This is a genomic window from Nocardia vulneris (genome assembly GCF_001613425.1).
Taxonomy (GTDB): Bacteria; Actinomycetota; Actinomycetes; order Mycobacteriales; family Mycobacteriaceae; genus Nocardia; species Nocardia vulneris.
This window is the reverse complement of record NZ_BDCI01000047.1, coordinates 103,040-128,634: the sequence shown is the minus strand read 5'-3', so window position 1 is coordinate 128,634 and position 25,595 is coordinate 103,040. Positions and strand designations below refer to the sequence as shown.

Genomic DNA, 25,595 nt, shown 5'->3' with positions numbered 1-25,595 from the left:
AGGGTGATATGTGGAAGATCTGTCAGACCTGCGCGGTGGAGCACGACGCCGCGGCGCAGCTCTGCCGTATCTGTGCCGACGAGCGGCAGTGGATGCCTGCCGACGGGCAGCGGTGGATCACGCTGGAGGAACTGGTCGCGGCGGGGCACAAGGTGGCGATGCGTGAACTCGAACCGGACCTGTTCGGTTTGACGGCCGAGCCCCAGGTCGGCATCGGCCAGGAATCGCATCTGGTGTGCACGCCCGCGGGCAACCTGCTGTGGGACGTGACCGGTTACGTCGACGAGGACGCGGTGCGCCGGGTCCGGGAACTCGGCGAAGTCGTCGCCATCGTGCCGTCGCACCCGCACCATTACGGCGTGCAGGTGGAATGGAGCCGGGCACTCGGCGGGGTGCCGGTCTTCGTCGCGGAGGCGGATCTGGAGTGGGTCGCGCGCCCGGACCCGGTGATCCGCCCGTGGTCCGGGCGGCTGGAAGTGCTGCCCGGTCTGACCCTGCGCCAGCTCGGCGGCCACTTCCCGGGCAGCGCGGTCGCGCACTGGGCGGCCGGCGCGGGCGGGCAGGGCGTGCTGTTCAGCGCCGACACCATCCAGGCCAACCCGGACCGCAAGTCGGTAGCGTTCATGCGCAGCTATCCGAACCGGATTCCCTTGTCGCCCAACGTAGTAGAGCGCGTAACCAAGGTCGTCGAGGAGTTCGAGTTCACCCGTCTCTACGACAACTTCGGCAAAACGCTCGACACCGACGCCCGCACCACCATCCGCACCTCCGCCGCCCGCTACGTCTCCTGGGTCCGCGGCGACCACGACCACCTGACCTGATCCTGGTCACCTTCCGCCGCCCCTCGCACTTCGAGAAGGGCGGCGGGCTTGTTTCTGCCCAGGGCCGAAGGGCGCTGCTGGTCCGCAACCGCGCACCTGAACCGCACCCTGGGTGGGGGACGGCGCCACCTTGGGGAACGGACCCCAGTACTCGGGGTGCTGCTGCGCGGGGCGGACGCGGCGGAGAGTAGGACGTGTCACCGCCTACTCGAATCGGAGAGACCGATGCGCACCTCGAGCACCTTCGCCGTCCCGGCCGCGCGGCGTGCCACGGTGCCGGCCGAAGACGGTGTGGCGCTTGCGGTGCACGAGTACGGACCGCGGCAGGCGGAACTTACTGTGGTGCTGGTGCACGGGCATTGCCTGCGCTCGGAGTCGTGGACCGATGTGCGCGACGCACTGCTGCGCCGGTATCCCGGCGCCCGGGTGGTCTGCTACGACCATCGTGGTCATGGTGACTCGGCGGTCGCACCCCGGCAGACCTACCGGCTCGAGCAGCTCGCCCACGATCTGAGCCGGGTGCTCGACGCGGTGGCGCCGTGCGGTCCGGTCGTTCTGGTCGGTCATTCGATGGGCGGCATGACCGTCCTGACCTACCTCAGTCAGCGCCCGCACGTGATCGGTTCCCGCGTCGCCGGGGTCGCGCTCGTCGCGACCGCGGCCAGCGGCCTCGCCGACGCGGGTTTCGGCCGCCTGCTGCGCAATCCGGTGATCTCGGTGTTCCAGGCCGCGGTGCGGCGCGCGCCGCGGCTGATGCAGCGCGCGAAGCTGGTGGCCTGCAAGGTGTTCGCGCCGGTGATCCGGGCCGCCGAGTTCGGCGATCGCACGGTGAGCCCGCGGGTGCTCGCGCTGGCCAACGCGATGCACAACCAGACGCCGATCGTGACGATGGCGAGTTTCCTGAGCGCCTTCATGGTCTACGACCAGACCGACGCGCTCGCGCTGCTCTCGAAGATCCCCACCCTGGTGCTGTGCGGCACCGCCGATCTGATGACCCCGCCCGCGCATTCCGTCGCGATGGCCGCGGCCGTCGAGTATGCGGATCTGGTGCTGGTCGAGGGCGCCGGGCACTCGGTGATTCTCGAGCAGCCGAACCAGGTCGCCGCGGCGCTCGAACGCCTGCTGACCCGGGCGGGCGGCGCCGGCCGGATCCGGGGCGCGCACCTCACTCTCGTCGCATAGCAGAGCGACCGCGTTGCGAAGGTCTCATTCGGACAATTTCCATTCGGGGAGGTAGGTAAGGCTAAGCTGCATTGATTGCTGCCCGACCGCACTGGAGATAGAACCCGATGGACCTGCCGAGCAACCAGCCCCTGCGCTGGTCAGGGTGGTTGGTGGCGGCGGCGGTGCTGGCTGCCGCGTGCCTGCTGAGCCTGATCGTGGGCACGAAAGCGATTCCGCTCGGGGAAGTCTGGGCCGCGCTCTGGGGTGGTGACGGCTCGCCGGATCACCTGATCGTCACCGAATATCGCCTGCCGCGCACCCTGCTCGGCTTGCTCGCCGGGCTCGCGCTGGGCGTCGCGGGCTGCCTGATGCAGGGACTCACCCGCAACCCCCTGGCCGATCCCGGCCTGCTCGGCATCAACGCGGGCGCGGCCTTCGCGATCACGCTCGCGGTCGCGTTCCTGGGCGTCACCCAGATCACGGCGTACGTGTGGTTCGGCTTCGCCGGGGCCGCCCTGGTGTCGCTGGCGGTGTACCGGCTGGGCACCGCGGGCAGGCAGGGCTCGGATCCGATCCGGCTCACCCTGGCCGGCGTCGCGGTGACCGCGGTGCTCTCCGGCCTGACCAAGGGCCTGATCCTGTTGAACCCCAAGGCCTTCGAGGAGTGGCGGCAGTGGGATTCGGGTTCGCTGACCGGACGCGGCTACGACGTCATCGCGGGCGCGGCGCCGTTCATCGTCGTCGGCTTGCTCGCCGCGGTGGTCGCGGCCCGCTCGCTCAACGCCCTCGCGCTCGGCGACGACCTCGCCCGTTCGCTCGGCGTGCACGTCGGGCGTTCCCGGCTGCTCACCGCGGTGGCGCTGACGCTGCTGTGCGGCACGGCGACCGCGGCGGTGGGGCCGATCACCTTCGTCGGGCTGGCGGTGCCGCATGTGGCGCGCTGGATCGTCGGCCCCGACCAGCGCTGGATCATCGCCTATTCGATGCTGCTCGCACCGATCCTGGTGCTCGGTTCGGATGTGGTCGGCCGCCTCATCATTCGGCCCGACGAGGTGCCCGCCGGTCTGGTGACCGCGTTCCTCGGTGCGCCGGTGCTGATCTGGCTGGCCCGGCGCGACCGGGTGAGTGCCGCGTGAGCGCCCCGATCGATTTCGGCCGCGCGATGGTGGTGCTGCGCGCCCCGCGCGGCTTCGGCGCGCGAATCAGCGTGCGCACCACCGTGGTCTGCGTGGTGCTGGTGGTCGCCGCGTGCGCCGTGGCCGTACTCGCCCTCGGCACCGGCGATTACGTGATCCCGCCGGACCGGGTGCTGCGGGCGCTGCTGGTCGGCGACAACCGATTCGATCGGCTCGTGGTGTGGCAGTGGCGTTTTCCCCGCGTGGTCCTGGCGCTGGCGCTGGGTGCGGCGCTGGGTCTCAGCGGCGCGATCCTGCAGTCGGTCACCCGCAACCCGCTGGGCAGCCCGGATATCGTCGGTTTCAACACCGGCGCCTACACCGGCGCGCTGCTCGTACTGCTCGCCGGTGTAGGCGGGCACTTCCAGACCGCCCTCGGCGCGCTGATCGGTGGTCTCGCGGCGGCCCTGGTCATTCAGCTGCTCGCGTTCCGCAACAACGTCACCGGCTTCCGGTTGATCATCATCGGTATCGGCGTCAGCGCGATGCTGGCCTCGGTGAACACCTGGCTCATCCTGCGCGCCGATCTGAATTCCGCGATGTCGGCCGCCGCCTGGGGCGCGGGCTCGCTGAACGGATTGTCCTGGCCGCAGGTGGGTCCCGCGCTCATCCTGCTGGGAGTGCTCGCGCTGCTCGTGATTCCGGCCGCGCCGCGGCTGCATGTCCTGGAACTGGGTGACGATCTGGCGAGTTCGTTCGGCGTCCGGGTCGGGCGGACGCGGCTGCTGCTGATCGTGTTGAGCGTCGCGCTGACCGCGGTCGCCACCGCCGTCGCGGGGCCGATCGCGTTCGTCGCCCTCGCCGCACCGCAATTGGGCCGCAGGCTCGCCCGCAGCCCGTCGACCGCCCTCGCGCCGGCCGCGGCGATGGGCGCGCTGCTGCTGATCGCCGGGGACTGGGTCGCGCAGCGCGCGTTCGCGCCGACGCAGCTGCCCGTCGGCGTGGTCACCGTCTCGATCGGCGGCCTGTATCTGGCGTACCTGCTGGTGACCGAGGCACGGCGGACGTAGTGCCGGGTGCAGGAACTGAGGAAGCGAAGATGAGCGAAAACAACGGTGCCCCGCCCGAATCGGGCGTCGGCACCGCGAAACAGGCTGCGCTGCGGGCCGATCGGGTACGCCTGGGCTATCGCGGGCGCACGATCAGCGACCAGCTGTCGGTCGACGTGCCGGACGGCGAGTTCACCGTGGTGATCGGCCCGAACGCGTGCGGCAAGTCCACGCTGCTGCGCGCCCTGGCTCGCCTGCTCGCCCCGGAATCCGGCGCGGTGCTGCTGGACGGCAAGTCCATCGCCACCTATCCGGCGAAGGAGGTGGCCCGCCGGATCGGTCTGCTGCCACAGACTTCCATTGCGCCGGACGGCATCCGGGTGGCCGACCTGGTCGCGCGCGGCCGGTACCCGCATCAGTCGCTGCTACGCCAGTGGTCACAGGCCGACGCGGACGCGGTGGCGGCGGCCATGGCCGCGACCGGCGTCACCGAACTGTCGGCGCGCCCGGTCGACGAGCTGTCCGGCGGGCAGCGCCAGCGCGTGTGGATCGCCATGGTGCTCGCGCAGGACACCCCGGTGATCCTGCTCGACGAACCGACCACCTACCTCGATATCGCGCATCAGATCCATGTGCTCGACCTGTGCCGGACGCTGCACCGCGACTCCGGCCGCACCGTGGTCGCCGTCCTGCACGACCTGAACCACGCCTTCCGCTACGCGGGCCACCTCATCGCGATGAAGGACGGCCGGGTGGTCGCCGCGGGCCCGCCGAAGCAGATCGTCACCGCCGAATTGGTGCGCGAGGTCTTCGATCTCGGGTGCCGGATCATCGACGACCCGGAAACCGGTGCGCCACTGGTTATCCCGCTGGCCGAGAATGCCGCCCGCGTCGGCTGAGACGGCTGAGACCTCTACGAGCTTGCCCACCACCGAGAGAAGAAGGAACACCGATTCATGACGCTGTCCCGAATGACGGCGCGCCTGCGCGCCGCCGTCGCCCTACTGATCCTCGCGCTGGTCGCGGTGGCCGGTTGTAGTAGTTCCGGCTCGGACGACGCGGACAAGTCCGCCACCCGGCAGGTGCAGACCGAGCGCGGCGCGGTGACGGTGCCGGCCGAACCGCAGCGCATCGCCGTCGTCAACGGCGCGCTCGCCGGTTACCTGTTCGACCTCGGCGCCAACGTCAAGGCCGCCGATCCGCGGGTCCTCGGCGTCACGCTGCAGCCGGGCGAGTTCCCGGCCGCCTGGGACGCGGACGCCAAAAAGCAAGGGACCGCGCTCCTTCCGTCCGGCGACGACATCAACCTGGAGTTCATCGCGGCCCAGCAGCCGGATCTGATCATCGGCGGCGGCCAGGGATATCCGGGCCAGCAGTCGTTGCAGGCCTACGACCAGCTCTCCGCGATCGCCCCGACCGTGCTGGTGCCGACCACCCTCAACAACTGGCAGGACCAGTTGAAGGTGGTGGCCGAAACCATCGGCCGGGCCGACAAGGTGGACGCGCTGATCACCGCGTACCGGGACCGGGTCGCGAAGGTCAGGTCCGCGATCAAGCCGCCGCAGGGCGCGGTCGCCGTCTTCCAGTCGCGCAAGGATCTGAAGCCGTCGGTGATCGCCCCCGGCACGCCGCTGGCCACGCTGCTCACCGACGTCGGATTCACCATCGACAACCAGGTAGAGGCCAAGGCGGGCAACCCGACCCGGGCCGCGGCGGCGGACTGGGTGGCGTTCAGCCAGGAACTGCTGACCACGGTGGTCGACGCGCCCGCGGTGATCGTGGTGCAGCTCGACGGCGGCCGCACGGTCGAACAGTTGAAGCAGGATCCGCTGATGGCCAAGCTGCCTGCCTTCCAGTCGGGCCAGGTCTACGAGCTGCCGCCGACCAGCCAGCGCCCGGACTACCGCAACGCGATGAACACCCTCGATCTGCTCGAGGCGCGCTTCAAGTGAGCTGCGCGGGACCGTTGTCCGGCAAGGAGGACGACTGATGGATCGGGCCGCCTACGCCGAACGTATCGCGGAGGTACTGGCCGGATCGCACGGCGCGAAGGTGGGCTATCCGATCGGCTTGCGCGAGATCGAGGTACTGCGCCGTGCGCCGGTCGGTTCCGGCCTGCTCCGGATCACCTTCGGCGGCCCGGAGCTGGCCGGGTTCCACAGCTATGTGCCGGATGAGCATGTGCGCCTGATCTTTCCGGACGCGGCGGGGGAGTTGCACCTGCCGCGCCGGGACGGGCTGTCCCTGGAGTGGGGCAATCCGCGACCGGTATCGCGGGAGTACACGGTGCGCCGCTACGACGCCGAGAACGGTGAGCTGGACATCGATTTCGCGATCCATCCCGGCGGACTCGCCTCGGCCTGGGCGGAAACGGTGCGGCCGGGCACGCGCATCCATCTCGCAGGCCCGCCGGGCGGCGTGGTGGTGCCGGCGAACTACGACCGGTACCTGTTCGCCGGAGACATCACCGCGTTGCCCGCCATCGCTCGCTGGCTCGAATGGCTGCCGGACGACGCGTCCGGCTGGGCGTTCATCGAAGTGGGCGGGGCCGACGAGGAGATCCCGCTGACGGCTCCGCCCGGGATGCGGGTGCGGTGGGTGCCTCGCGGTGCGGCCGCACCCGGGCAGAGCGACGCACTGGAGCAGGCGGTCCGCACCGTGGAAGCGCCTGCCGGACAACGCATCTACGTGTGGATGGCGGCGGAGGCAGGCTGTCTGCGCCCGATCCGCCGCTGGGTGCGCACCGAACTCGGCGTCGGTCCGAAAGATTTCCTGATCGCGGGATATTGGAAACGCGGTGTCGCCGACTTCGACCGGGAGGAGTGACCGGCCGGGACCGGTCAGCGCGTGCCGCTGATCGGTCCGGCCGGTGCGGTGGCCCCCTTCGATCCCGGTCGATGGATCTGCACCGTGACCGTGGCCGTGCCGGTCGCTTCGACGGTAACGACCCGGGCGCCGGCCGCCGAGGTAACCTTCCCACCTTCGACGCGGACCTCGTAGCCCTCCGGATAGTGCAGGTCGGAGACGTAGATCTCGGTGGGCGCGGACAGTGCCTGCGGCGTGTACCGGTAGGCGAAATCCCCGGTGGCAGGGTCGAACTGCGGGCGTTGCGGAGTGCCCGCAGTCGCGCGGGGATAGGTGCGCACCAGATCGCGTCCGATCTCGCCGAGGAACGGGTCGGGTTTCGGCCCGCCCTGCCCGAAGCGGGAGGCGTAGTGCCAGTAGTGCCAGCCGATGAATCGCTCGTCGGCCCGGGTGAGCGTGTTGCGCAGCACCGTCGCATCCCCGTCGCCGAATTCGGTGACCAGCGTGGGGATTCCGGTGCGCCGGGCGAAGGAGTCGATATTGCCCCAGGTCTTGTCCTGCTGCACCGGGCACACCCCGCGCAGCTCTTCGGGCAGCCCGAGATAGATCGCCAGCTGGCTCGGTATGCAGTAATCGTGTGGTGCGAACACGATATCGGGCGATGTGATCGGCGGATTCTTGCCCAGATGCGAGGGCATCGTCTCGTTCCAGGTCACATTCGGTTCCCAGAAAATAGGTAGGTCGGCGTTGCGTGCGCGTACCGCGTCGGTCAGCTTCTGCATCGCCGCTTGGTATTTGGTGTCGAAGCGAGGGCAGCCGTCCGGGAAGCAACTCAGGAAGGCCGAGCCGGGCCACGGTTCGTTCAGCAATTCGAGGCCCAGGACGCCGTTGCGGCCCTTGACCTTCTCCGCCAACGCGGCGAGCGCCGTGCCGAGCTGGTCCAGCACACCGTTGCTGTTGTCCCACACCTCGTCCCAGCCGCGGTTCATGCTCGGCATCAGGTAGTACAGCGGGAAGCCGGGATTCGGTTCCAGCTTGCCCGGGCGGGCGCGCAGCGACCACTCCGGGAAACCGTTGCCGCCCCAGATCTTCGACAGTCCGTCCTGGTGATTGTCGAGCAAGGTGTAAATGCCTTGTGCCGCAAGAATATCAACCACCTTCACCACCCGGTCGAGATAGGCGGTGTCGACCACGCCGCGGGTGGGCATCAGCCCGGCGAAGTTCACGCCGAGCCGCACCGTGTTGAACCCGTGGCGGGCGAGCAGGGCGGCGTCTTCGTCGGTCACGGTGAAACCGTCGCCCGGCTCGACGTACGGCGCGTCCTTGTCGACGTTGTTGACGCCGTGCAGCAACACTTTTCGGCCCTGAGCGTCGACGAGAAATGCACCCTGGGCTTGAATCCGGCTGAGCGCCGGTGCCGCCGGGGTCGGCGCGGCTTGCGCGGGCAAGCCGACCACCGTCGAACATCCGATCATCGCGACGGCGGCACCGGCCACCCATCGTCGGCCGCGCGCTCGTGCCCCGGCCAGTGTCCGCTTCATCGCTGTGCGCATGCCTGATGGTCACATGTCCAGTTCGACTGACCCTAACGGTGCTTTCCCCAGTTGCGCGCTGGGGAATCGGCCGCACGACGGCTCGATCCAGGTAAGGCTTGCCTAACTGATATGTTCTAATGGCCGTCATGGACACGATCCAGCTATCCCGCCGCCGTCTGCTCGCCACCGCTTGTGCAGCCGGTCTCGGTGCCGTCGTCACAGCGTGCACCGGCCGCTCGCCCGGGGACGATCCGGCCGCGGCAGGCGGCAGCTGGAGCTTCACCGACGATCGCGGCAGTACGGTCCGCACCGACGGGATCCCGAGCCGGATCGTCGCCTTCGGTGGTTCCGCCGGGCTGCTCGCCGATTACGGCCTGCAGGATCGTGTCGTCGGCGTATTCGGTGAAGCGGTGACGCCCACCGGGCAGGCCTCCGCGCTGGCAGGCGACCTGGATGTGCAGAAGGTGACCGTCCTCGGCACCAACTGGGGCGATTTCAATCTGGAGAAATACGCGAGCCTCGAACCCGACCTGCTGATCACCGACGAGTACGTGCCGGATCGGCTCTGGTATGTCCCGGATTCGAGCAAGGACAAGATCCTGGCGATCAACCCGAACGTCATCGCGGTGCGGATCGCCCGGAAAACGTTGCCGCAGCTCATCACCCGCTACGGCGAGCTGGCCACGGCGCTGGGCGCGGATCTGAACGCACCCCGGCCGGCGCAGGCCAAGGCTCGTTTCGACGCCGCCGTACAGGCCGTCCGCGACGCGCTGGCCCAGCGCCCGGGTTTGCGCGTGCTGGCGGCCTCGGCCGCGCCCGGCATCTTCTACGTGTCCGACCCGCGGGTCTCGGCCGACCTGAGCTACTTCGCGGAACTCGGCGTGGACATGGTGGTGCCCGACAACGTCGCGAGTGACGGCTTCTTCGAGGAGCTGAGCTGGGAACGCACCGACAAATACCCCGCCGACCTGATCCTGCTCGATCGCCGCGCGGCCGCGCTGTCACTGGACGCGCTGAACGCGAATCCGGTGTGGCGCAGCCTGCCCGCGGTGCGCGCGGGTCAGGTCGCCGACTGGCAACCGGTGTTCCGGTTCTCGCACGCGGGCGCCGCACCGCTGCTGGAGGATCTGGCCGCGGCGATCCGGCGTGCCACGAAGGTCAGCTGAAGCCTGGCGTTCAGCGCTGCTCGGGCACCGTTGCCTGCGGCTCGGCGGCGACCGGGCGTTCGGCGTTCGGCTCGGCGCGCGGCTCCCGGTCCCGCAGCAGCCGCAGGACCAGCGGCAGTGCCAGCACCATCGCGAACAGGCGCAGGCTCTGCGCGCCGGCGATGAGCGTGAGGTCGCTGTTCAGTGACTCCGCGATGCCGAGCACGGCATTGATGCCACCCGGTGTGGTGGCCAGGTAGACGTCGGAATACTCCAGGCCGGCCAGGACCGAGACCACCGCGGCGACCCCGCCGACGGTCGCGCACAACGCGACGATGGCCGCCACCATCGCCGGGATCATCCGGAACATCTGTCGCACCACCGGTTTGGTGAAGCGCGCGCCGACCTCGAAACCGATGAGCACGAACAGCACATCCCGGAACAGGTTGGTCGGCGCGAAACCGTGCGTCACACCCGTGGTGGTGAGCACCGCCGTGATCAGCATCGGACCGATCAGCGGGGCGTTGGGCAGGCGCAATCGACGACCGAGCCAGATGCCGGCGATGGCCAGCACGATCGCGATCGATAGTCCGGCCACCTGATCGCCGCGCCCGACCATCACCCAGCCCGGCAGGGCCGCGTCGACCGCCGCGTGCCCGTCGACGTGCGGGCCGTCGGCGGTGCGATCCCCGTCCCGGATCACCGTGGCGACCAGCGGCGCGGTCAGCACGACGATCCCGACCCGCAGGTACTGCATGAAGGCGACGATCCGGGAATCCGCGCCCGCTTCGTCGGCCGCGGCCACCACGGCCGCGGAACCGCCCGCGATCATGCCCAGCGTCGAGGTGGCGAGGTCGACCTTGGTCACCCGGGCGAAGACATAGGCCGCGGCACAGCTGGCGACCAGACTCCCCGCGGCGACCGCGGTGACCGGCACGATCGCCCAGCCGATCCGGGCGAGCAGCTTCACCTGTAGATAGCTGCCCATCAACACGCCGAGCATCGCCTGCGTGCCGAGCGACACATTCGCGGGCAGTGGCGCGGGCAGTCTGCCTGCCAGCGCCAGCACCGCGCCGACCAGCAACGCGAGGATCATCTGCGGTGCGGGAAAGCCGACCTTGCCCAAAAGCCAAGCAGCGCCGACGGTTACCGCGGTGAGCAACAGCCACGTGCACGCCTGTCGACGACTCATATGCGCGGACGATACCGACGTAGAGTTAACAACTCGCAAATCAATGGTTCCGGCAGGCTACGTTTGGCACCGCGCGAATGAGACGATGGGCACACTCGTCGCTATCGCGGATATGACCCGAGTCCGACCGACGTGATAGGAGAATAGGGTGCGTCGCATACCTGATTCGCCCGGACCGGCAGCGCCGACCTCGCAGCGGTACGCGCGGCGCCCATGACGGAATCCGAAGCAGCACCCACGGTCACCGGTGCGCCGCGGGCCGAGTCGGCGCGCCCCGCGCCCGCCCGCGCCGACGACCCGCGTTACCGCCTCGACCTCGACGGACTGCGCGGGGTCGCGATCGCACTGGTCGTGGTGTTCCACGTGTGGTTCGGGAAGGTGTCGGGCGGAGTCGACGTTTTCCTGGTGCTGTCGGGATTCTTCTTCACCGGAATGGTGTTGCGCCGCGCGGAGTCCGGCGCGCTCGGCGTGGTGTGGACGGTGCGCCGGACCGCGCGGCGGTTGTATCCCGCGCTGCTGGTGGTACTGGCGGCGGTCCTGGTGGCCACCGTCGTGCTGCGGCCCTACACCCAGTGGTCCGACATCGCCGACCAGACGCTGGCCTCGGTGCTGTACTACCAGAATTGGGATCTGGCCCTCTCGTGGGCGGACTACCTCGCCGCGGATCCGTCGGTGAGTCCGCTGCAGCATCTGTGGTCGATGTCGGTGCAGACCCAGTTCTATCTGGCGATTCTGCTGGTGATCGCGCTGGTCGCGGCGGCGTGCCGAACCTTCGGGCACGCCGCGCAGCTACGCGTCGTGCTGGCGTCCGTGCTGGGCGGGCTCGCGGCGATGTCGCTGGTCTACGCCACCCTGGGCGTCGCGCACCGGCAAGGCTGGAACTACTACGACAGCGGCGCGCGGGCGTGGGAACTGCTGGCCGGCGGTCTGCTCGCGATCGCCGTGCCGTGGTTGCGCGCGCCTCGCTGGGTGCGGCTGCTGCTCGCCGCGTTCGGGACCGTCGCGGTATTGCTGTGCGGGCTGCTCTTCGACGGCGCGAATTCTTTCCCCGGCCCGGCCGCCCTGTTCCCGGTGGCCGCCGCCGCGGCTCTGATCATGGCGGGCAACGGAGTTCCGCCCGCGGCGCGTCCGCTGCCGAGCCGATTGCTCGCCACCCGTCCCATGGTCGCGCTGGGGGAACTCGCCTACCCGCTGTATCTGTGGCATTGGCCGATCCTGATCTTCGTGCTCACCGAGCGCGGGACCAGCGCGATCGGCCTCACCGACGGCGCGCTGGTCATCGTGGTGTCACTGGTCCTCGCCTACCTCACGCACCACCTGATCGAAGAGCCGTTGCGCACGCGGTCCGGGCGCGCGCCGGCGCCGCGGGCCGCGCTGGTCTATCGCCGGACCGCCGGGGTGGCCGTTGCGCTGGTGGGCTTTTGCGTGGTCGGTGTCGGATTCGGCTGGCACATCGTGGTCCGGGCGAACCCGCCGAAACCCGCCGCGCTGCTCGACCCCCTGCACTATCCGGGGGCCGAAGCACTGGCCTCGGGCGCCGAGGTGCCCGCCGCGCGGATGCGGCCGACGGTGTTCGAGGCGCCCGCCGAAGCCGCCTATCCCAGCGTCGACGGATGCATCGCGGACTGGCTGACCCGGGACGTGATCACCTGTAGCTACGGCGATGTCGCCGCGTCCCGGACCATCGCGGTGACCGGCAGCTCGCACGCCGAACACTGGGTGCCCGCGCTCGACCTGCTCGGGAAGGAACACCAGTTCCGCGTCGAGGTGTATCTGAAGATGGGTTGCCCGCTGACGATCGCCGAAGAGGTGAGCTACAAAGGGGAACCGAACCCGGACTGCCGCGACTGGTCCCGGGACGTGCTCGACCGGCTGGGGGCCGATCGCCCCGACTGGGTCTTCACCACCAGCACCCGCCCGCGCGACGATATCGGCGACGAGACGCCGCCCGAGTACCTCGACGTGTGGTCGGCGCTGTCCGAGCGCAACCTGAACCTGCTCGCCATGCGCGACACCCCGTGGTTGCGGCGCAACGGGATTCGCTACCGCGGCATCGATTGCCTCGCGCACGGTGGCGACCGGATCAGCTGCGGTATGCAGCGGGCGGACGCGCTGGACGCCGTCGATCCGGCCGCCGCGCCCGCCGCCTCGTATCCGAATGTGTTCCCGCTCGACCTCACCGACGCGGTGTGCGAGCCGGAGGTCTGCCCGATCGCGGAGGGCAACATCCTGATCTACCACGACGAGCACCACCTGACCGCCAGCTATTCTCGTTCGCTCGCACCGGAACTCGGCCGCCGGCTGCAACCGATCCTCGGCTGGTGGTGATCGATCCGTAGCTCACACGAGGTGGGTGCCGCTCAGCGGGACCGCCTCGAGCGGGTGCGTGGCGGTGATCGGGCGGGCGATGCGACGCAGCTTCCACCCGTGACCGGTGCGGTGCACGGCGGCGACCACCATGCCGGTGCATGCGGTGCGGGTCAGGTCGAGGTAGGCGAGCTCGGTGCGGTTGACGCCGTCCACGATCCGGCAGTAGGCGTCGGGAACACGGTCGAAGGTGTGGTGCAGGTACGAGGTGACGACGAACAGGACCGTGCTGACGCGCGGGTGGGCGCGCGACAGATCGGCGGTGATGATCTCGCTGTCGCCGTGACCGGCGCCGAGGTGGCCGGTGCCGTGGTGGCGGACCGCGTTGTCACCGGAGGTGAGCTGGGCGAAATAGACGGCGTCGAGCAGGCGGTGGCCGTCGAAGAGCAGGGCGGTGGCGTCGAGGTCGGCGGCGAGGTGCGTGCCGTCGAACGGCGCCCAGCCGAGGCCCATGCGAACGTAACGCAGTGTCGCACTGCGGCCGGCGGGCGGTTCGACATGGCGGACCGGCGCGGACCCGGACGCGTACGCTCCGGTGTGCGCTATCCGTGAAATCCGTTGTTGCCGTTGGTGGGAACGTCCGATCCGGACGCCGTGGTCACGCATCAGCCGGGTGGTCGCATCGTTGCTCGTTCGCTGCATGGGCAACTCCTTTTCTCCGCGTGCCGACTCGGACCCCGATGCAGTGGGCAGTTCCCCCGAACAGCCAGTGTGGCGATCTATCAGCAGAATTCGACCCGAGGTCGATCGAACATGTTCTCCGCGACGGAATTCGATCTCGATACCACCCGTGACGCACCGTGTTTGCGCCGCAACGGGTTTCGTCTCGCACAATCATCCGCGTACCCGCAGTATACCTCGAGCAACCAACGGCCGCGGCGGTATTCGTCCGGCCGATGGTAGGCTGGGGTGGTCTTCTCACCGGAGCGTCCTGTGGACACTCGCGGGCTTCGGCCTCACTACACGGTTTCTCGATGTCCGGCGGCATCGGGGAGGTGGGAGTCGTAAATCGACTTCGGTGAGGTGTGTTGTGCGCAAGCTCGATTCGGTGTGTCCGGATGTCATCGTGATCGGCGCGGGGCTGGGTGGGCTCTGTCTGGCCCAAGGATTGCGGCGGGCCGGGATCGGTGTCGCCGTGTACGAACGGGATGCTGCGGTAGCTGTCAGGGCGCAGGGGCATCGGCTGCACCTCGACTGGCGCGGACGGCGGGCGCTGGCGGAAAGCCTTCCGCCGCAGCTGTTCTCGCTCATCGGTGCGATTGCCGGACGCCCTGCGCCCCTGGTGCACGGTTTCGATGCGCAGCTGAGTCCGACGGGGGTGTTCACCCTGGACGAGCCGGCACCTGAGCAGAGCGTCGGGGCCGAGGTCATGCCCGCGCACACGGTGATCGACCGGCGGATATTGCGACGGATCCTTTTGTCCGGTCTCGGTGACGCAGTGCATTTCGGACGTCGTTGCGTGGGATACGTCAGTGGAAATGGCGGCGTGACAGCACAATTCGCGGACGGCGGGCAGGCGCGCGGCACGGTGCTGGTCGCCGCGGACGGTGTCGGTTCGACGATCCGAGGGGTGCGGCTGCCACAGGCCCGCGTCGTCGACACCCGGACGCGCTTGATCTACGGGCGGGTGCCGCTCACGCCGGAACTGCGACGCGCCCTCCCGCCGACGATGTTCGGTGTGTTCAATTCCGTGGTGGATCCGGACCGGCGGTTCGTCGGTATCGCACCCGTGCAATACCGCGAACCTCCGGCGACGGCCGCCGCCCGGCTGGCCCCCGGACTCCGGCTGGGCGCGGTGACGGACACTCTCGCCGTGCAGTTCGGTTGTCACGTCGACCGACTCCCTTTGGGGGACAACAATCTTCGCTCGACAGACGGCCCGCAGCTGCGAAACCTGGTGCTCGGCCAGCTGTCCGGCTGGCATCCGCTGGTCACTCGCATCGTCGGGAGCTGGATCCCGTCGAGCGTCTACCCGATCGTCGTGCGCAGCAGCGTGCCCGTCGCACCGTGGCCGAGTTCGACCGTGACGTTGCTCGGTGACGCGATCCACGCCATGAGCCCCGCGGCCGGTGCGGGCGCGAACATGGCGCTGCGGGACGCCGCGGCGCTGGCCGCCGCGCTGACCGCTGCGACAGATCAGGACGCACTACTCGACGCGATCCGCGACTACGAGCGGGACATGCTCGACGAGGGGTTCGCGATGGTGCGGCTGTCCGCGGCGAACGGGACGAAAACCCTCGGTGCGGATCCACTGCCGAGTTGAACAGACCGGCGGTACCGTCACCTCGTCCCCGCGGAAAGGATGGACATGTTCGCTCGCGTAGCTGTGTGGGAACCGATGCCCGACGACGACCGGCAGTGGGTGATCGACGCCGCGAAAGCCGTCCCGGGCGTCTTACAGGCCTATCACCTCGTCGACGAGCAGACCGGAAATGGGCTGTCTGTGGCGTTTTTCGAGGACGACGTCGATCCCGCGCAGGTGCGGGCGGCGATCGCGCGCCGGGCCGAGGAGATCGGGTGGAACGAGGTGGCGCGGCCGAGTCCGAAATCCGAGACGATCTATCGGGTGCTGCGGTCCGGGTAGGGGGTCGGCGGGGGATACTCGCTGCTGTGCGCGTAGAGATCTGTGTGGAGTCGGTCAACGGGGTGCGAATCGCCGAACAGGTGGGTGCGGATCGGATCGAGTTGTGCGGCGGGCTGTCCGACGGCGGGCTCACGCCCAGCCTCGGCCTGCTCGAGCACGCGATCGCCGCCACCACGAAAACCCAAGTGCACGTGCTGATCCGGCCCCGGCCGGGTGATTTCGGGTACACCCGCGACGAGATCGAGCTGATGGTCCGCGATATCGCCGCGGCACGGGTGGCCGGAGCCGACGGGGTCGTCGTCGGCGCGCTCGACGGGTCCGGTGCGGTCGATCCGGCCTGCGCGGCGTTCGTGGCGGCGGCCGAACACCTGGACATCACCTTTCACCGGGCGATCGATGTCAGCGCGTCGTCGCAGCGGACCTTGGATCAGGTGATCGATCTCGGTTTCACCAGGGTGCTGACCGCGGGCAGGGAGCGGGCGGTCCTCGACGGTGCCGCGGTGATCAAGGATCTGGTGGAGCGGGCCGCGGGTGCGCTGGACGTGATGGCGTGCGGCGGTGTCCGCCCGTCGAATGCCATCGCGGCGCTGGACGCGACCGGTGTCGCCGATCTGCATGCGGCGATGCGCACCCCGGTGCCGGGCGCCGAGGGCAGTGCGGTGTTGTTCGCGGGATCCGGTGTGCCGCAAGGCTTCGACCGCTTCGACACCGACCCCGCCGAGGCCGCCGAACTCTGCCGCCTCGTGCATGGTCGGCGGCGAGCCGAATAGTGCTGCGGCGGTCCGGTATTCGGTGCCGGACCGCCGCGCCGGGCCTCAGCCCCTGGACACCTCGATCAGCCGCTCACGCAGCCAGGTCAGCGGGGTGTCCCCGCCGCCGACCGCGTAGTGCGGGTAGCTCTGGTGGATGCCGGACTTCAGGAAGTCGTCGATCTGCTGCTTGCGCTCTTCGTAGGCCGAGTTGTTCAGCTGGTCGGACAGCAACCCGAGACCACCGGCGGCGAGCGCGTCGGCGATGAGCGCGTTGGCCTGCTGCTGGTAGGCGCCGAGCAGCGCGGGGTTGGGGTTCGAGACCTGGGCGAAGAAGCCGGCGATGCGGGCGGCGAAATCACCGTCGGGGATCGCGCAGTACAGATCGCCCGCGGCGCAGAAGGTGTAGGTCTGCGGGGTGAGCCAGCCGAAGCCGCCCAGGCGCGGACCGCCCGCACCCGCACCGAGCACCGGCGGGCCGATCAGCGTGTCGGTGGGCGAGCGGCGCGGATCGGAGATGAGCCCGACCAAAGCGACGCGCTCGGGGCGCACGACGCCGAGCCCGGTGCCGATCTCGGCGGCCACGTCACCGGCCGCGTCCGCGCCCTGGCTGTAGCCGAGCAGCGCGAACCGGGTCGAGTCGCAGCGCTGGGCCATGCCGGTGAGCAGTGCGCGGGTGCCGTTGATGGCTTCCTGCTTGGAACGTCCGTAGACGTCGCCTTCCCAGGGGAACGCGGTCGCCGGGTAGGCGACGTAGTCGGTCGCGACATCGCCGGGCAAGTTGTCGGCGACGGCGGCGAGCATCCCCTTGCCCGGCTCGGCGTTCGAGGTCTCCCAGGTGCCGGGCACCGCGACCACGTACATTTCGGGGCAGTGTTGCGGGGCGGCTTGTGCGGTCGTCGCCGCGCCGACCGGCAGGACTGCGGTGACCATGGCGGCCGCGCAGGCGGCGGTGTTCTTCCATCGCGAAAACATCGTGTACTCCGTGTGCACTGCCGGGGCGCGGCCCGGTCGGCGAAGGCGCCCGGTGTCCGTTTTGAGCGCCGTTGACTGTCTCTCTTCAGGTGTTCCCCCACCTCCAGAATTTTCCGGAGGTCCGAACAGTGTCTCCAGAATGTTCGCCGGACGCCAGCGGGATCGGCCACTTCCTTCGGAAATTCGGCCGATCATCGGCTCGGATCCTGTGCACGGCGACCGCATTTCGGCCATATGCACAGCTCCTGCCTGCGGTTATGCGGCGTACGCACAAGCCGGGGAGCCGGTCCTACGCGCGGTCGGGGATCACGGCCGTGACCTCGATTTCCACCATCGCTTCCTTTTCGATGAGCCGGGTGACCTCGATGGCGGTCATCGCGGCGTCGAAGGTGCCGATGATGTCCCGGAAGGCCGTGCCGATCTCGCGTTGGGCCGCGATGTAGGCGTCGGCGTCGGTGACGTACCACGTCATCCGGACGATGTGCGCGGGCTCGGCGCCCGCCTCGGCCAGCACCGCGACGACATTGCACAGCGCTTGCCGGACCTGGCCGGGGAGGTCGTGGGCGCGGAACACGCCGTCGCTGTCCCAGCCGACCATGCCCGCCACGAACACCAGCTCGCCGCGCGCGACGACGCCGTTCGCGTAACCGCGCGGCCGCGGCCACCCCGGCGGTTGCAGGACCCTCATGCCGTCGCCGCCGAATCACCGTGCATCGCACCGGTTTCCCGTAGGCGGAAGCGTTGCAGCTTGCCGGTCGGGGTGCGTGGCAGATCCGCGACGAAGGCGATGGCCCGCGGGTACTTGTACGGGGCCACAGTACGTTTCACGAAGTCCTGCAATTCCTCGACCATCCCGTCGGTGGAGTCGATCTCCGGACGAAGCACGACATAGGCTTTGACGATCTGACCTCGATCCTCGTCGGGCACGCCGACCACCGCGCAGTCGGCCACGGCGGCATGCCCCGCCAGCGCATCTTCCACCTCGGGCGCGGCGATGTTGTAACCGGACGACACGATCATGTCGTCGGAGCGGGCCTGATAGTGGAAATAGCCGTCGGCGTCGACCCAGTACGCGTCGCCGGTGTAGTTCCAGCCGTCGCGCACATACACCGTCTGCCGCTCGTCGGCGAGGTAGCGGCAACCGGTCGGCCCGCGCACCGCGAGCAGCCCTACTTCCCCGGGCCCCAACGTATTTCCCTCCGCGTCCACGACCCGGGCCTGATATCCGGGCACCGGCAACCCGGTCGCGCCCGGTCGCGCGTGCGCCTCGTCGGCCGAGATGAAGATGTGCAGCAGCTCGGTGGCGCCGATACCGTCGATCAGCTCGATCCCGGTGGCCTCGCGCCAGCGGGTGCGCGTCGACGGCGGCAACGGTTCCCCCGCGGAGACGCACTTGCGCAGGGTCGTGCTGCGCAGTCCGGCCCCGTGCCGCGCGAGAATCCGATAGGAGGTGGGCGCGGTGAACAGCACCGTCGCGCCGAATTCGGTGATGGCCTCCAGCAATCGGGCCGGACTCGCCTGCTCGACCAGCACCGTCGACGCCCCGACTGTCATGGGGAAGAGCAGGAGCCCGCCGAGCCCGAACGTGAAAGCCAGTGGCGGGCTGCCGATGAACACGTCGTCGGGTTCGGGCCGCAGGATGTGCCGCGGGAAGGTGTGGCAGATCGCCAGCACGTCGCGGTGAAAGTGCGCGGTGGCCTTGGGAACTCCGGTGGTGCCGGAGGTGAAGGCGATGAGGCAGACGTCGTCGGCCGCGGTCGCCACGGTGTCGAACCAGCCGTCGTGGCGGGCCATCAGCGCTTCCAGTCCGTCGCCGGAACTGCTGTGGAAGTAGCGGATCCGGTCGAGGGTGGGGCAGGCGGCCGCGACCGCCGCGAGCTGACCGGCCAGCGCCACATCGCACAGCGCGTGGGTGATCTGCGCCTTGTCGACGATCTGGGTGAGTTCTTTGACGCGCAGCAGCGGCATGGCTGTCACGGCGATGCCGCCGGCCTTCATCACCGCGAACCAGCAGGCCGCGAGCATCGGATTGTTCGGGGCGTCCAGGAGTACCCGGTTGCCCGGCACCAGCCCCATGTCGTGCACCAGCACCGCGGCGATCCGGTTGGCCTGGTCGTGTAGTTCGGCATAGGTCCAGCGAGGTCCACCGGGGGCCTGGATGCAGAGCCGATCGCCGTTGCCGTCGAGCACATGCCGGTCGAGTAGTTCGGTGGCGCAATTGAGTCGGCTGGGGAAGTGGAGTTCCGGTCGATCGAACACGAGGTCGGGCCACTGGTCCAGCGGTGGCAGGTGGTCGCGGGCGAAGGTGTCGATGTGGGCGCTTGTCATGGTCGAACCTTGTGGGGGAGAGGGTGATCGGAGATCAGGACGGATCGGGTGGGATGCCGCGCAGCAATTCGCGGGCGATGATCAACTGCTGCACCTCGGTGGCGCCCTCGTAGATGCGCAGGGCGCGGATATCGCGGTAGAGCCGCTCGACCGGTTGGTCGCGGACCACCCCGAGCGCTCCCCACATCTGTACGGCGGCATCGATCACCTGCTGGGCGCCTTCGGTTGCGGCCATCTTCGCCATGGCGGCCTCCCTGGTGACCGGACGGCCTTGATCGCGTTGCCATGCCGCCCGATAGGTGAGCAGCGCGGTCGAGTCGATCGTGGTCGCCATGCGCGCGAGTTCGGCTCGGGTGAGCTGGAAGTCGGCCAGCACGCCGCCGAACATCCGTCGCGAGGTGGTGCGGTCCAGCGCTTCGGCCAGTGCGCGCCGGGCGAAGCCGAGCGCGGCGGCCGCCACCGAGGTCCGGAAGACGTCGAGGGTGCGCATCGCGACACCGAAACCGCCGCCCGCGGCGCCGATCCGCTGTGTCGCCGGTATCCGGCACCCCTCGAAGCGCAGACGGGCGAGCGGGTGCGGGGAGATCACGTCCAGGCGTTCGGCGATGTGCAGACCCGGATTGTCGGCGTCGACCAGGAAGGCCGAAATGCCTTTCGCGCCAGGGGCTTCGCCGGTGCGGGCGAACACGACGTAGAAGTCCGCGATACCGCCGTTGGAGATCCAGGTCTTCTCGCCGTCGAGCACGATATCGCCGCCGTCGGCGCGCGCGGCGCAGGACAGCGCGGCGGCGTCGGAGCCCGCCTCGGTTTCCGACAGGGCGAAGGCCGCGATCGCCGTGCCGGTCGCCACCCGCGGCAGGTAGCGCCGCTGCTGTTCCTCGGTGCCCGCCAGGCTGATCGCCCCGGAGCCGAGTCCCTGCATCGCGAAAGCGAAGTCGGCCAGTGCGTCGCGCTCGGCCAAGATCTCGCGGGTGAGACACAGGGCGCGGGTGTCGATCCGGTCGCGACTACCGCCGAAGTCGGTGCCTGCGACCGCATGCCGCAGCCAGCCCGCGTCCCCGAGTTCCCGGACCAGTCGGCGGCATCGATCGTCGAGGTCGGCGCCGGTGTCCCGGCCCAGCCGCTCATCTGCCCAATCACTCAGCGCGGCAGCGTGTTTGCGGTGCTCGTCCGCGAAGAACGGCCAGTCCCAATGGTCGGCGTGCATCGGACTAGTTCCCTTCGAACTTCGGCCGCTCTTTGTCCCGGAACGCGTGATAGGCCCGGGCGAAATCCTGGGTGAGCATGCAGAGGGCCTGAGCCTGCGCTTCGGCCTCGATGGCCTGGTCCACCGTCATCGACCACTCCTGGTGCAGCATGGTTTTCGTGATGCCCTGGGCGAAGGTCGGCCCTTCGGCCAGCCGGCGCGCCAGTTCGGCGGCCGCGCCGCGGACCTGTTCCGGCTCGGTCAGCTGGTTGAAGAAGCCCCACGCGTACGCTTCGGCTCCGGTCATCGTCCGGCCGGTGTACAGCAGTTCGGATGCGCGGCCCTGCCCGATGATCCGCGGCAGGATCGCGCAGGCGCCCATATCGCACCCGGCGAGGCCCACCCGGGTGAACAGGAACGCGGTCTTGCTGCGCGCGGTGCCGACGCGCAGATCCGCGGCCATGGCCAGGATCGCGCCCGCGCCCGCACACACCCCGTCGACCGCCGCGACGATCGGTTGCGGGCACGCGCGCATCGCCTTGACCAGATCGCCGGTCATCCGGGTGAACATCAGCAGTTCGGGCGCGGGCAGCGCGATCAACGGGCCGATGATGTCGTGCACGTCGCCGCCCGAGCAGAAGTTCTCGCCCGCGCCGGACAGCACGATCACGCTGACGTCCTCGGCATAGGCCAAGCGGCGGAACAGGTCTCGCAGTTCAGCGTAGGAGTCGAAGGTCAGCGGGTTCTTCCGTGCCGGGCGGTCGAGCACGATCGTGCCGACGCCGGCCTCGACCTGCCAGCGGAAGTGTTCGCCGGTGTAGTCGGCGAGGGTGCTGCGGTTCGCCGCGCGCAGGGCGGGATCGAGGTGCTGGGTCATGCGAGGTCCCGTGGGGTCGATGGATCGGTGTCGAGCTCGGCGGTGGTGGCGAGGTGGATGCGGAGCTTGCCGAGCAGGTCGAACAACGCCTGCTCGTTGCCGCGGCCGAAACCGGCGAACATCTCGGTGAGCCAGCCTTCGTGTTCGGCGGCCATCTCCTCGAAGCGCGTGCGGCCCAGCTGGGTCAGCCGCACCAGCGTCGCCCGCTTGTCGACCGGGTCCGGTATCCGGTCCACCCAGCCCTCGGCGACCAGCTGATCGGTCAGGCCGGTGACGTTGCCCCCGGTGACCATCAGGTAGCGCGACAGCGCGCTCATCCGCAGGCCGTCGTGATGACGGTCGAGCTGTGCCAGATAGTCGAAGCGGGGCAGTGAGGTCGCGAAGCGCAGGCGCAGCCGGGTCCGGATCTCCTGCTCGATCTCGTTGGTGGTGGCCAGGAGTCGCAGCCACAGCCGCACGTCGAGATGGTCGCCGGAGGCGGCGCGGGCCTCCATCCCGATGCGTTCGTCGCCGAGCACGGGCCCGGCGTCACGGTGGGCGGTCACCTCACATCACCTCCCCGCCACTGACCGAGATCGACTGTCCGGTCAGCGCATCGGCCGCATCCGAGCAGAGCCAAGCGACGGTCGCGGCGACCTGCGCGGGTTCGATCAGCCGTCCCTGCGGGTTGTGCCGGACGAAGGCCGCGCGCGCCTCCTCGGTGCTGCGCCCGGTCGTTTCGATCACGTGTGCCACGCTTTCCTGGAGCAGGTCGGTGTCGGTGAAGCCGGGGCAGACCGCGTTCACCGTGACAGGTGTGCCCGAAAGTTCCAGTGCCAGTGCGCGAGTCAGTCCGACCACGCCGTGTTTGGCCGCCGCGTAGGCGGTCACGTAGGGGTAGCCGCGCAGCCCGGCCGTGCTCGCGATGTTGACCACCCGCCCGCGTCCGCCGGCGAGCATGTCCGGCACGGCGTTCCTGGTGCACAGGAACGTGCCGGTGAGATTGACCGCGAGCATGCGCTGCCACAGCTCGTCGCTGGTGTGCCGCAACGGCGCGCTGGCCGCCTGCCCGGCGTTGTTGACCAGGATATCGATCGCGCCGTGCCGGGCGCGGGCCTCGGTCAAGGCCGCGGTGACGGCCGCCGGATCCGTGACATCGCACGATATCGCGTGCGCAGCAGCCGATTTCGGAAACCGGGCGACGGTTTCGGTGGCTCGGGTGAGATCGCGGGCCAGCAGGGTGAGCCGAGCTCCGTCCTGCGCGAGCCTGCTCGCGATCGCCGCGCCGATCCCGCGCGATCCGCCGGTGATCAGCGCGTGCCTGCCGAGGGTGCGTTGCGCCATGCCGGTCACCCCTTCGCCGTCGCGGCGGCCTGCTGGCGCTGGATGTTCGCCTCGAATTGCCGCTTGGCGGCGCGATATTGCTTCGGCCAGGTGAGATCGGTGTAGCCGATCTTGGCCGCCTCGGTGAGCGTCCACGCCGGATTCGCCAGGTGCGGGCGGGCGATCGCGCACAGGTCGGCGCGTCCCGCCGCCACGATGCTGTTCACGTGGTCGGCTTCGGAGATCGCCCCCACCGCGATCGTGGCGATCCCGGCCTCCTGGCGCACCCGGTCGGCGAACGGCGTCTGCCACATCCGGCCGAAGGTGGGCTGCTCGGCCTTCGACACCTGTCCGGCGGAGCAGTCGATCAGGTCCGCGCCCGCCTGCTTGAACCGCTTCGCGATCTCGACGGCATCGGCCGGGGTGATCCCGCCGTCCACCCAGTCGTGTGCCGAAATGCGCACCGACATGGGCAATTCGGCAGGCCACTCGGCCCGCACCGCGGCGAACACTTCGAGCGGATAGCGCAACCGGTTCGGCAGGGAGCCGCCGTAGTCGTCGGTGCGCCGGTTGGTCAGCGGCGAGATGAAGCTGGACAGCAGATAGCCGTGCGCGCAATGCAATTCGAGCCAGTCGAAGCCTGCTTCCGCCGACCGGCGGGTGGCTTCGACGAATTGCCGTGTCACCTCGGCCATGTCGGCCTCGGTCATCGCGCGCGACCATTGGCTCACGCCGGGCAGATACTGCTGGGGCGAGGCGGAGATCAACGGCCAGTTCGGTTCGTCGTCCGCGGCGGTGAGCGGTTGATCGGTGCCGTCCCACATGCGGCGCGTGGAGCCCTTCGCACCCGAATGGCCGAGCTGCATGCCGATTTTCGCGTCCGTGTTGGTGTGTACCCACTCGACGATGCGCTGCCACGCCCGCTGCTGCTCATCGGTGTAGAGCCCCGGGCAGCCGGGCGTGATCCGGGCCGTTGGGCTCACGCAGGTCATTTCGGCGAAGACCAGTCCGGCCCCGCCGGTGGCACGCGCGCCGAGATGGACCAGATGGAAATCGGTCGGCACGCCGTGCACCGCCGAGTACTGCGCCATCGGTGAGACGATCACCCGGTTCTTCAAGGTCACCGAGCGTACCGTGTAGGGCGTGAACATCGGTGGGACGGAGGGCTCTTCGGCGGTGCGGGACAGGCCCGCCCGGGCGTCGAACCACCGCTCGTAGTCCTCCAGCCAGCCTTTGTCGCGCAACCGCAGATTCTCGTGGCTGATGCGCTGGCTGCGGGTGAGCATCGAGTACATGAACTGCTCGGGTTCGAGTTGGTCGCAATAGCGTTCGCCGCACACCTCGAACCACTCCATGGCGTTCCACGCCGCGTTCTGCAAGCGCAGTGCGTCGATCGAACGCACCTCTTGATACCGGGTCAGCACCGCGGGCAGGTCGGCGGGAGAGTCGCCGTGCGCCCCGAACTGCCGCACGAGCTCGATGGCGTCCTCGAGCGCCAGCTTGGTGCCCGAGCCGATCGCGAAATGCGCGGTGTGCACCGCGTCGCCCATCAGCACGACGTGACTGTCGCCGTTGTCGAGCCACCACTGATCGCATTTGACCCGCTGGAAGTTCTGCCACCCGGACCCCGGCAGGTGTCGCGAGTTGGTCATCAGCTTCTGGCCCTGGAGATTGTCGGCGAACAGCCGCTCGCAGAACGCCACCGATTCGTCCGGCTCGGCTCGGTCGAGCCCGTGGGCGCGCCAGACATGTTCCGGGCATTCGACGATGAAGGTGCTGGTGTTCTCGTCGAACTTGTAGATGTGCGCCTGCACCCAACCGTGTTCGGTCTGCACGAAATCGAAAGTGAAAGCGTCGTAGAGCTTTTCGGTGCCGAGCCAGATGTAGCGGTTCGGCCGGGTCACCAGATCGGGTGCGAACACGTCGCGGTGCCCGGTGCGGATCCTGGAGTTGATGCCGTCGGCGGCGACGATGAGGTCCGCGTCCGGGAATTCGTGATCCGAGTGGACTTCCCGGTCGAACTCCAGCTGCACCCCGACCTCTTCGCACCGCTCCTGCAAGATGTTGAGCAGCTTCTTACGGCCGATGCCGACGAAACCGTGTCCGCCGGAGCGCAATACCCGGCCCTTGAACCGCAGTTCGATATCGTCCCAGTGATTGAACGCCGACTGGATCCGCTCTGCGGTGGGGCGATCCCACTCCCGCATGGTGTCCATCGTGGCGTCGGAGAACACCACGCCCCACCCGAAGGTGTCGTACGGCCGGTTGCGTTCGATGACGGTGATCTCGTGCTGGGCGTTGAGCTGCTTCATCAGCAACCCGAAGTACAGTCCGGCGGGTCCGCCGCCGATGCACACGACCTTCATCTGCTCTCCTCTGAAGTCGCGGTAGCAGTACTTTA

General features: G+C 69.2%; 23 protein-coding genes. 12 read left to right on the top strand and 11 right to left on the bottom strand.

Translation table 11 applies throughout. From position 1 onward, the window contains the following. Nucleotides 1-8 precede the first annotated feature (8 nt). From NVU01S_RS38510 to NVU01S_RS38480, 7 genes are all read left to right on the top strand, one after another. Nucleotides 9-821: an MBL fold metallo-hydrolase gene (locus tag NVU01S_RS38510; RefSeq protein WP_043676831.1), complete on the top strand. Its 813-nt coding sequence runs from the start codon at nucleotides 9-11 to the stop codon at nucleotides 819-821. 225 nt (nucleotides 822-1,046) lie between these two features. Continuing rightward, on the top strand, nucleotides 1,047-2,003 hold the full coding sequence (locus tag NVU01S_RS38505; protein ID WP_043676829.1) for an alpha/beta fold hydrolase: 957 nt from the start codon (nucleotides 1,047-1,049) through the stop codon (nucleotides 2,001-2,003). Between the two features lie 107 nt (nucleotides 2,004-2,110). Continuing rightward, the gene (locus NVU01S_RS38500) at nucleotides 2,111-3,121 is read left to right on the top strand and encodes a FecCD family ABC transporter permease (protein WP_052281013.1); all 1,011 of its coding nucleotides are present in this window, start codon (nucleotides 2,111-2,113) and stop codon (nucleotides 3,119-3,121) included. A 26-nt stretch (nucleotides 3,122-3,147) separates the two neighbouring features. Then, entirely contained in the window at nucleotides 3,148-4,170 is a 1,023-nt protein-coding gene (locus NVU01S_RS38495; RefSeq protein ID WP_043676910.1) for a FecCD family ABC transporter permease, read from the top strand. 29 nt (nucleotides 4,171-4,199) lie between these two features. Beyond that, complete coding sequence (locus NVU01S_RS38490) at nucleotides 4,200-5,048, top strand: ABC transporter ATP-binding protein (RefSeq protein WP_082032256.1); 849 nt, start codon at nucleotides 4,200-4,202, stop codon at nucleotides 5,046-5,048. A gap of 57 nt (nucleotides 5,049-5,105) precedes the next feature. Beyond that, entirely contained in the window at nucleotides 5,106-6,101 is a 996-nt protein-coding gene (locus tag NVU01S_RS38485) for a Fe2+-enterobactin ABC transporter substrate-binding protein (RefSeq protein WP_052281012.1), read from the top strand. A gap of 37 nt (nucleotides 6,102-6,138) precedes the next feature. After that, entirely contained in the window at nucleotides 6,139-6,975 is an 837-nt protein-coding gene (locus NVU01S_RS38480) for a siderophore-interacting protein (protein ID WP_043676825.1), read from the top strand. Nucleotides 6,976-6,989: 14 nt separating this feature from the next. Here the strand turns inward: NVU01S_RS38480 and NVU01S_RS38475 are convergent, their stop codons facing one another. Continuing rightward, nucleotides 6,990-8,507, bottom strand: a complete 1,518-nt coding sequence (locus NVU01S_RS38475; RefSeq protein ID WP_052281011.1) for an endoglycoceramidase I — start codon at nucleotides 8,505-8,507, stop codon at nucleotides 6,990-6,992. A gap of 128 nt (nucleotides 8,508-8,635) precedes the next feature. Here NVU01S_RS38475 and NVU01S_RS38470 point away from each other — a divergent pair, with 128 nt between their 5' ends. Next, nucleotides 8,636-9,655: an ABC transporter substrate-binding protein gene (locus NVU01S_RS38470; RefSeq protein WP_244467398.1), complete on the top strand. Its 1,020-nt coding sequence runs from the start codon at nucleotides 8,636-8,638 to the stop codon at nucleotides 9,653-9,655. Between the two features lie 10 nt (nucleotides 9,656-9,665). On the opposite strand, the gene NVU01S_RS38465 is transcribed toward NVU01S_RS38470, so the two are convergent. Next, a complete protein-coding gene (locus NVU01S_RS38465) occupies nucleotides 9,666-10,826 on the bottom strand; it encodes an AbrB family transcriptional regulator (RefSeq protein WP_082032255.1) in 1,161 nt (386 codons plus the stop codon). Nucleotides 10,827-11,039: 213 nt separating this feature from the next. On the opposite strand from NVU01S_RS38465, the gene NVU01S_RS38460 reads away from it, so the two are divergent. Beyond that, nucleotides 11,040-13,154, top strand: a complete 2,115-nt coding sequence (locus NVU01S_RS38460; RefSeq protein ID WP_043676822.1) for an acyltransferase family protein — start codon at nucleotides 11,040-11,042, stop codon at nucleotides 13,152-13,154. 12 nt (nucleotides 13,155-13,166) lie between these two features. Here the strand turns inward: NVU01S_RS38460 and NVU01S_RS38455 are convergent, their stop codons facing one another. After that, a complete protein-coding gene (locus NVU01S_RS38455; protein WP_052281009.1) occupies nucleotides 13,167-13,835 on the bottom strand; it encodes a TerD family protein in 669 nt (222 codons plus the stop codon). Between the two features lie 388 nt (nucleotides 13,836-14,223). On the opposite strand from NVU01S_RS38455, the gene NVU01S_RS38450 reads away from it, so the two are divergent. The 3 genes from NVU01S_RS38450 to NVU01S_RS38440 are packed head-to-tail and all read left to right on the top strand — an operon-like array spanning nucleotide 14,224 to nucleotide 16,547. Beyond that, nucleotides 14,224-15,456: an FAD-dependent oxidoreductase gene (locus tag NVU01S_RS38450; RefSeq protein WP_209444841.1), complete on the top strand. Its 1,233-nt coding sequence runs from the start codon at nucleotides 14,224-14,226 to the stop codon at nucleotides 15,454-15,456. Nucleotides 15,457-15,501: 45 nt separating this feature from the next. Beyond that, entirely contained in the window at nucleotides 15,502-15,777 is a 276-nt protein-coding gene (locus NVU01S_RS38445) for a hypothetical protein (RefSeq protein ID WP_043676900.1), read from the top strand. Nucleotides 15,778-15,803: 26 nt separating this feature from the next. Next, nucleotides 15,804-16,547 carry a copper homeostasis protein CutC gene (locus tag NVU01S_RS38440; protein ID WP_043676821.1) on the top strand — a complete coding sequence of 248 codons (744 nt, stop codon included), beginning with the start codon at nucleotides 15,804-15,806 and terminating at the stop codon, nucleotides 16,545-16,547. Nucleotides 16,548-16,592: 45 nt separating this feature from the next. On the opposite strand, the gene NVU01S_RS38435 is transcribed toward NVU01S_RS38440, so the two are convergent. From NVU01S_RS38435 to NVU01S_RS38400, 8 genes are all read right to left on the bottom strand, one after another. Then, nucleotides 16,593-17,501 (bottom strand): cutinase family protein, encoded by a 909-nt coding sequence (locus NVU01S_RS38435; RefSeq protein ID WP_029897137.1) that lies wholly within the window; start codon nucleotides 17,499-17,501, stop codon nucleotides 16,593-16,595. A 289-nt stretch (nucleotides 17,502-17,790) separates the two neighbouring features. Beyond that, nucleotides 17,791-18,189, bottom strand: coding sequence for a RidA family protein (locus tag NVU01S_RS38430; RefSeq protein WP_043676820.1), 399 nt, complete (start codon nucleotides 18,187-18,189; stop codon nucleotides 17,791-17,793). Beyond that, complete coding sequence (locus NVU01S_RS38425; RefSeq protein WP_043676818.1) at nucleotides 18,186-19,829, bottom strand: AMP-binding protein; 1,644 nt, start codon at nucleotides 19,827-19,829, stop codon at nucleotides 18,186-18,188. The genes NVU01S_RS38430 and NVU01S_RS38425 overlap by 4 nt, the downstream gene beginning before the upstream one ends. Nucleotides 19,830-19,863: 34 nt before the next feature. Further along, nucleotides 19,864-21,036 carry an acyl-CoA dehydrogenase family protein gene (locus tag NVU01S_RS38420; RefSeq protein WP_043676816.1) on the bottom strand — a complete coding sequence of 391 codons (1,173 nt, stop codon included), beginning with the start codon at nucleotides 21,034-21,036 and terminating at the stop codon, nucleotides 19,864-19,866. A gap of 4 nt (nucleotides 21,037-21,040) precedes the next feature. Continuing rightward, nucleotides 21,041-21,892: an enoyl-CoA hydratase family protein gene (locus tag NVU01S_RS38415; protein WP_043676815.1), complete on the bottom strand. Its 852-nt coding sequence runs from the start codon at nucleotides 21,890-21,892 to the stop codon at nucleotides 21,041-21,043. Next, a complete protein-coding gene (locus NVU01S_RS38410; RefSeq protein WP_043676813.1) occupies nucleotides 21,889-22,437 on the bottom strand; it encodes a MarR family winged helix-turn-helix transcriptional regulator in 549 nt (182 codons plus the stop codon). Before NVU01S_RS38410 ends, NVU01S_RS38415 begins: the two co-directional genes overlap by 4 nt. Nucleotide 22,438: 1 nt before the next feature. Beyond that, nucleotides 22,439-23,215, bottom strand: coding sequence for an SDR family NAD(P)-dependent oxidoreductase (locus tag NVU01S_RS38405; RefSeq protein WP_043676812.1), 777 nt, complete (start codon nucleotides 23,213-23,215; stop codon nucleotides 22,439-22,441). 5 nt (nucleotides 23,216-23,220) lie between these two features. Beyond that, on the bottom strand, nucleotides 23,221-25,560 hold the full coding sequence (locus NVU01S_RS38400; protein WP_043676810.1) for a bifunctional salicylyl-CoA 5-hydroxylase/oxidoreductase: 2,340 nt from the start codon (nucleotides 25,558-25,560) through the stop codon (nucleotides 23,221-23,223). Nucleotides 25,561-25,595 lie beyond the last annotated feature (35 nt).

Coding starts and splice junctions, on each gene's coding strand:
- NVU01S_RS38510 (WP_043676831.1), top strand. CDS start 9: ATGTGGAAGATCTGTCAGACCTGCGCGGTGGAGCACGACGCCGCGGCG.
- NVU01S_RS38505 (WP_043676829.1), top strand. CDS start 1,047: ATGCGCACCTCGAGCACCTTCGCCGTCCCGGCCGCGCGGCGTGCCACG.
- NVU01S_RS38500 (WP_052281013.1), top strand. CDS start 2,111: ATGGACCTGCCGAGCAACCAGCCCCTGCGCTGGTCAGGGTGGTTGGTG.
- NVU01S_RS38495 (WP_043676910.1), top strand. CDS start 3,148: ATGGTGGTGCTGCGCGCCCCGCGCGGCTTCGGCGCGCGAATCAGCGTG.
- NVU01S_RS38490 (WP_082032256.1), top strand. CDS start 4,200: ATGAGCGAAAACAACGGTGCCCCGCCCGAATCGGGCGTCGGCACCGCG.
- NVU01S_RS38485 (WP_052281012.1), top strand. CDS start 5,106: ATGACGCTGTCCCGAATGACGGCGCGCCTGCGCGCCGCCGTCGCCCTA.
- NVU01S_RS38480 (WP_043676825.1), top strand. CDS start 6,139: ATGGATCGGGCCGCCTACGCCGAACGTATCGCGGAGGTACTGGCCGGA.
- NVU01S_RS38475 (WP_052281011.1), bottom strand. CDS start 8,507: ATGCGCACAGCGATGAAGCGGACACTGGCCGGGGCACGAGCGCGCGGC.
- NVU01S_RS38470 (WP_244467398.1), top strand. CDS start 8,636: ATGGACACGATCCAGCTATCCCGCCGCCGTCTGCTCGCCACCGCTTGT.
- NVU01S_RS38465 (WP_082032255.1), bottom strand. CDS start 10,826: ATGAGTCGTCGACAGGCGTGCACGTGGCTGTTGCTCACCGCGGTAACC.
- NVU01S_RS38460 (WP_043676822.1), top strand. CDS start 11,040: ATGACGGAATCCGAAGCAGCACCCACGGTCACCGGTGCGCCGCGGGCC.
- NVU01S_RS38455 (WP_052281009.1), bottom strand. CDS start 13,835: ATGCAGCGAACGAGCAACGATGCGACCACCCGGCTGATGCGTGACCAC.
- NVU01S_RS38445 (WP_043676900.1), top strand. CDS start 15,502: ATGTTCGCTCGCGTAGCTGTGTGGGAACCGATGCCCGACGACGACCGG.
- NVU01S_RS38435 (WP_029897137.1), bottom strand. CDS start 17,501: ATGTTTTCGCGATGGAAGAACACCGCCGCCTGCGCGGCCGCCATGGTC.
- NVU01S_RS38430 (WP_043676820.1), bottom strand. CDS start 18,189: ATGAGGGTCCTGCAACCGCCGGGGTGGCCGCGGCCGCGCGGTTACGCG.
- NVU01S_RS38425 (WP_043676818.1), bottom strand. CDS start 19,829: ATGACAAGCGCCCACATCGACACCTTCGCCCGCGACCACCTGCCACCG.
- NVU01S_RS38420 (WP_043676816.1), bottom strand. CDS start 21,036: ATGCACGCCGACCATTGGGACTGGCCGTTCTTCGCGGACGAGCACCGC.
- NVU01S_RS38415 (WP_043676815.1), bottom strand. CDS start 21,892: ATGACCCAGCACCTCGATCCCGCCCTGCGCGCGGCGAACCGCAGCACC.
- NVU01S_RS38405 (WP_043676812.1), bottom strand. CDS start 23,215: ATGGCGCAACGCACCCTCGGCAGGCACGCGCTGATCACCGGCGGATCG.
- NVU01S_RS38400 (WP_043676810.1), bottom strand. CDS start 25,560: ATGAAGGTCGTGTGCATCGGCGGCGGACCCGCCGGACTGTACTTCGGG.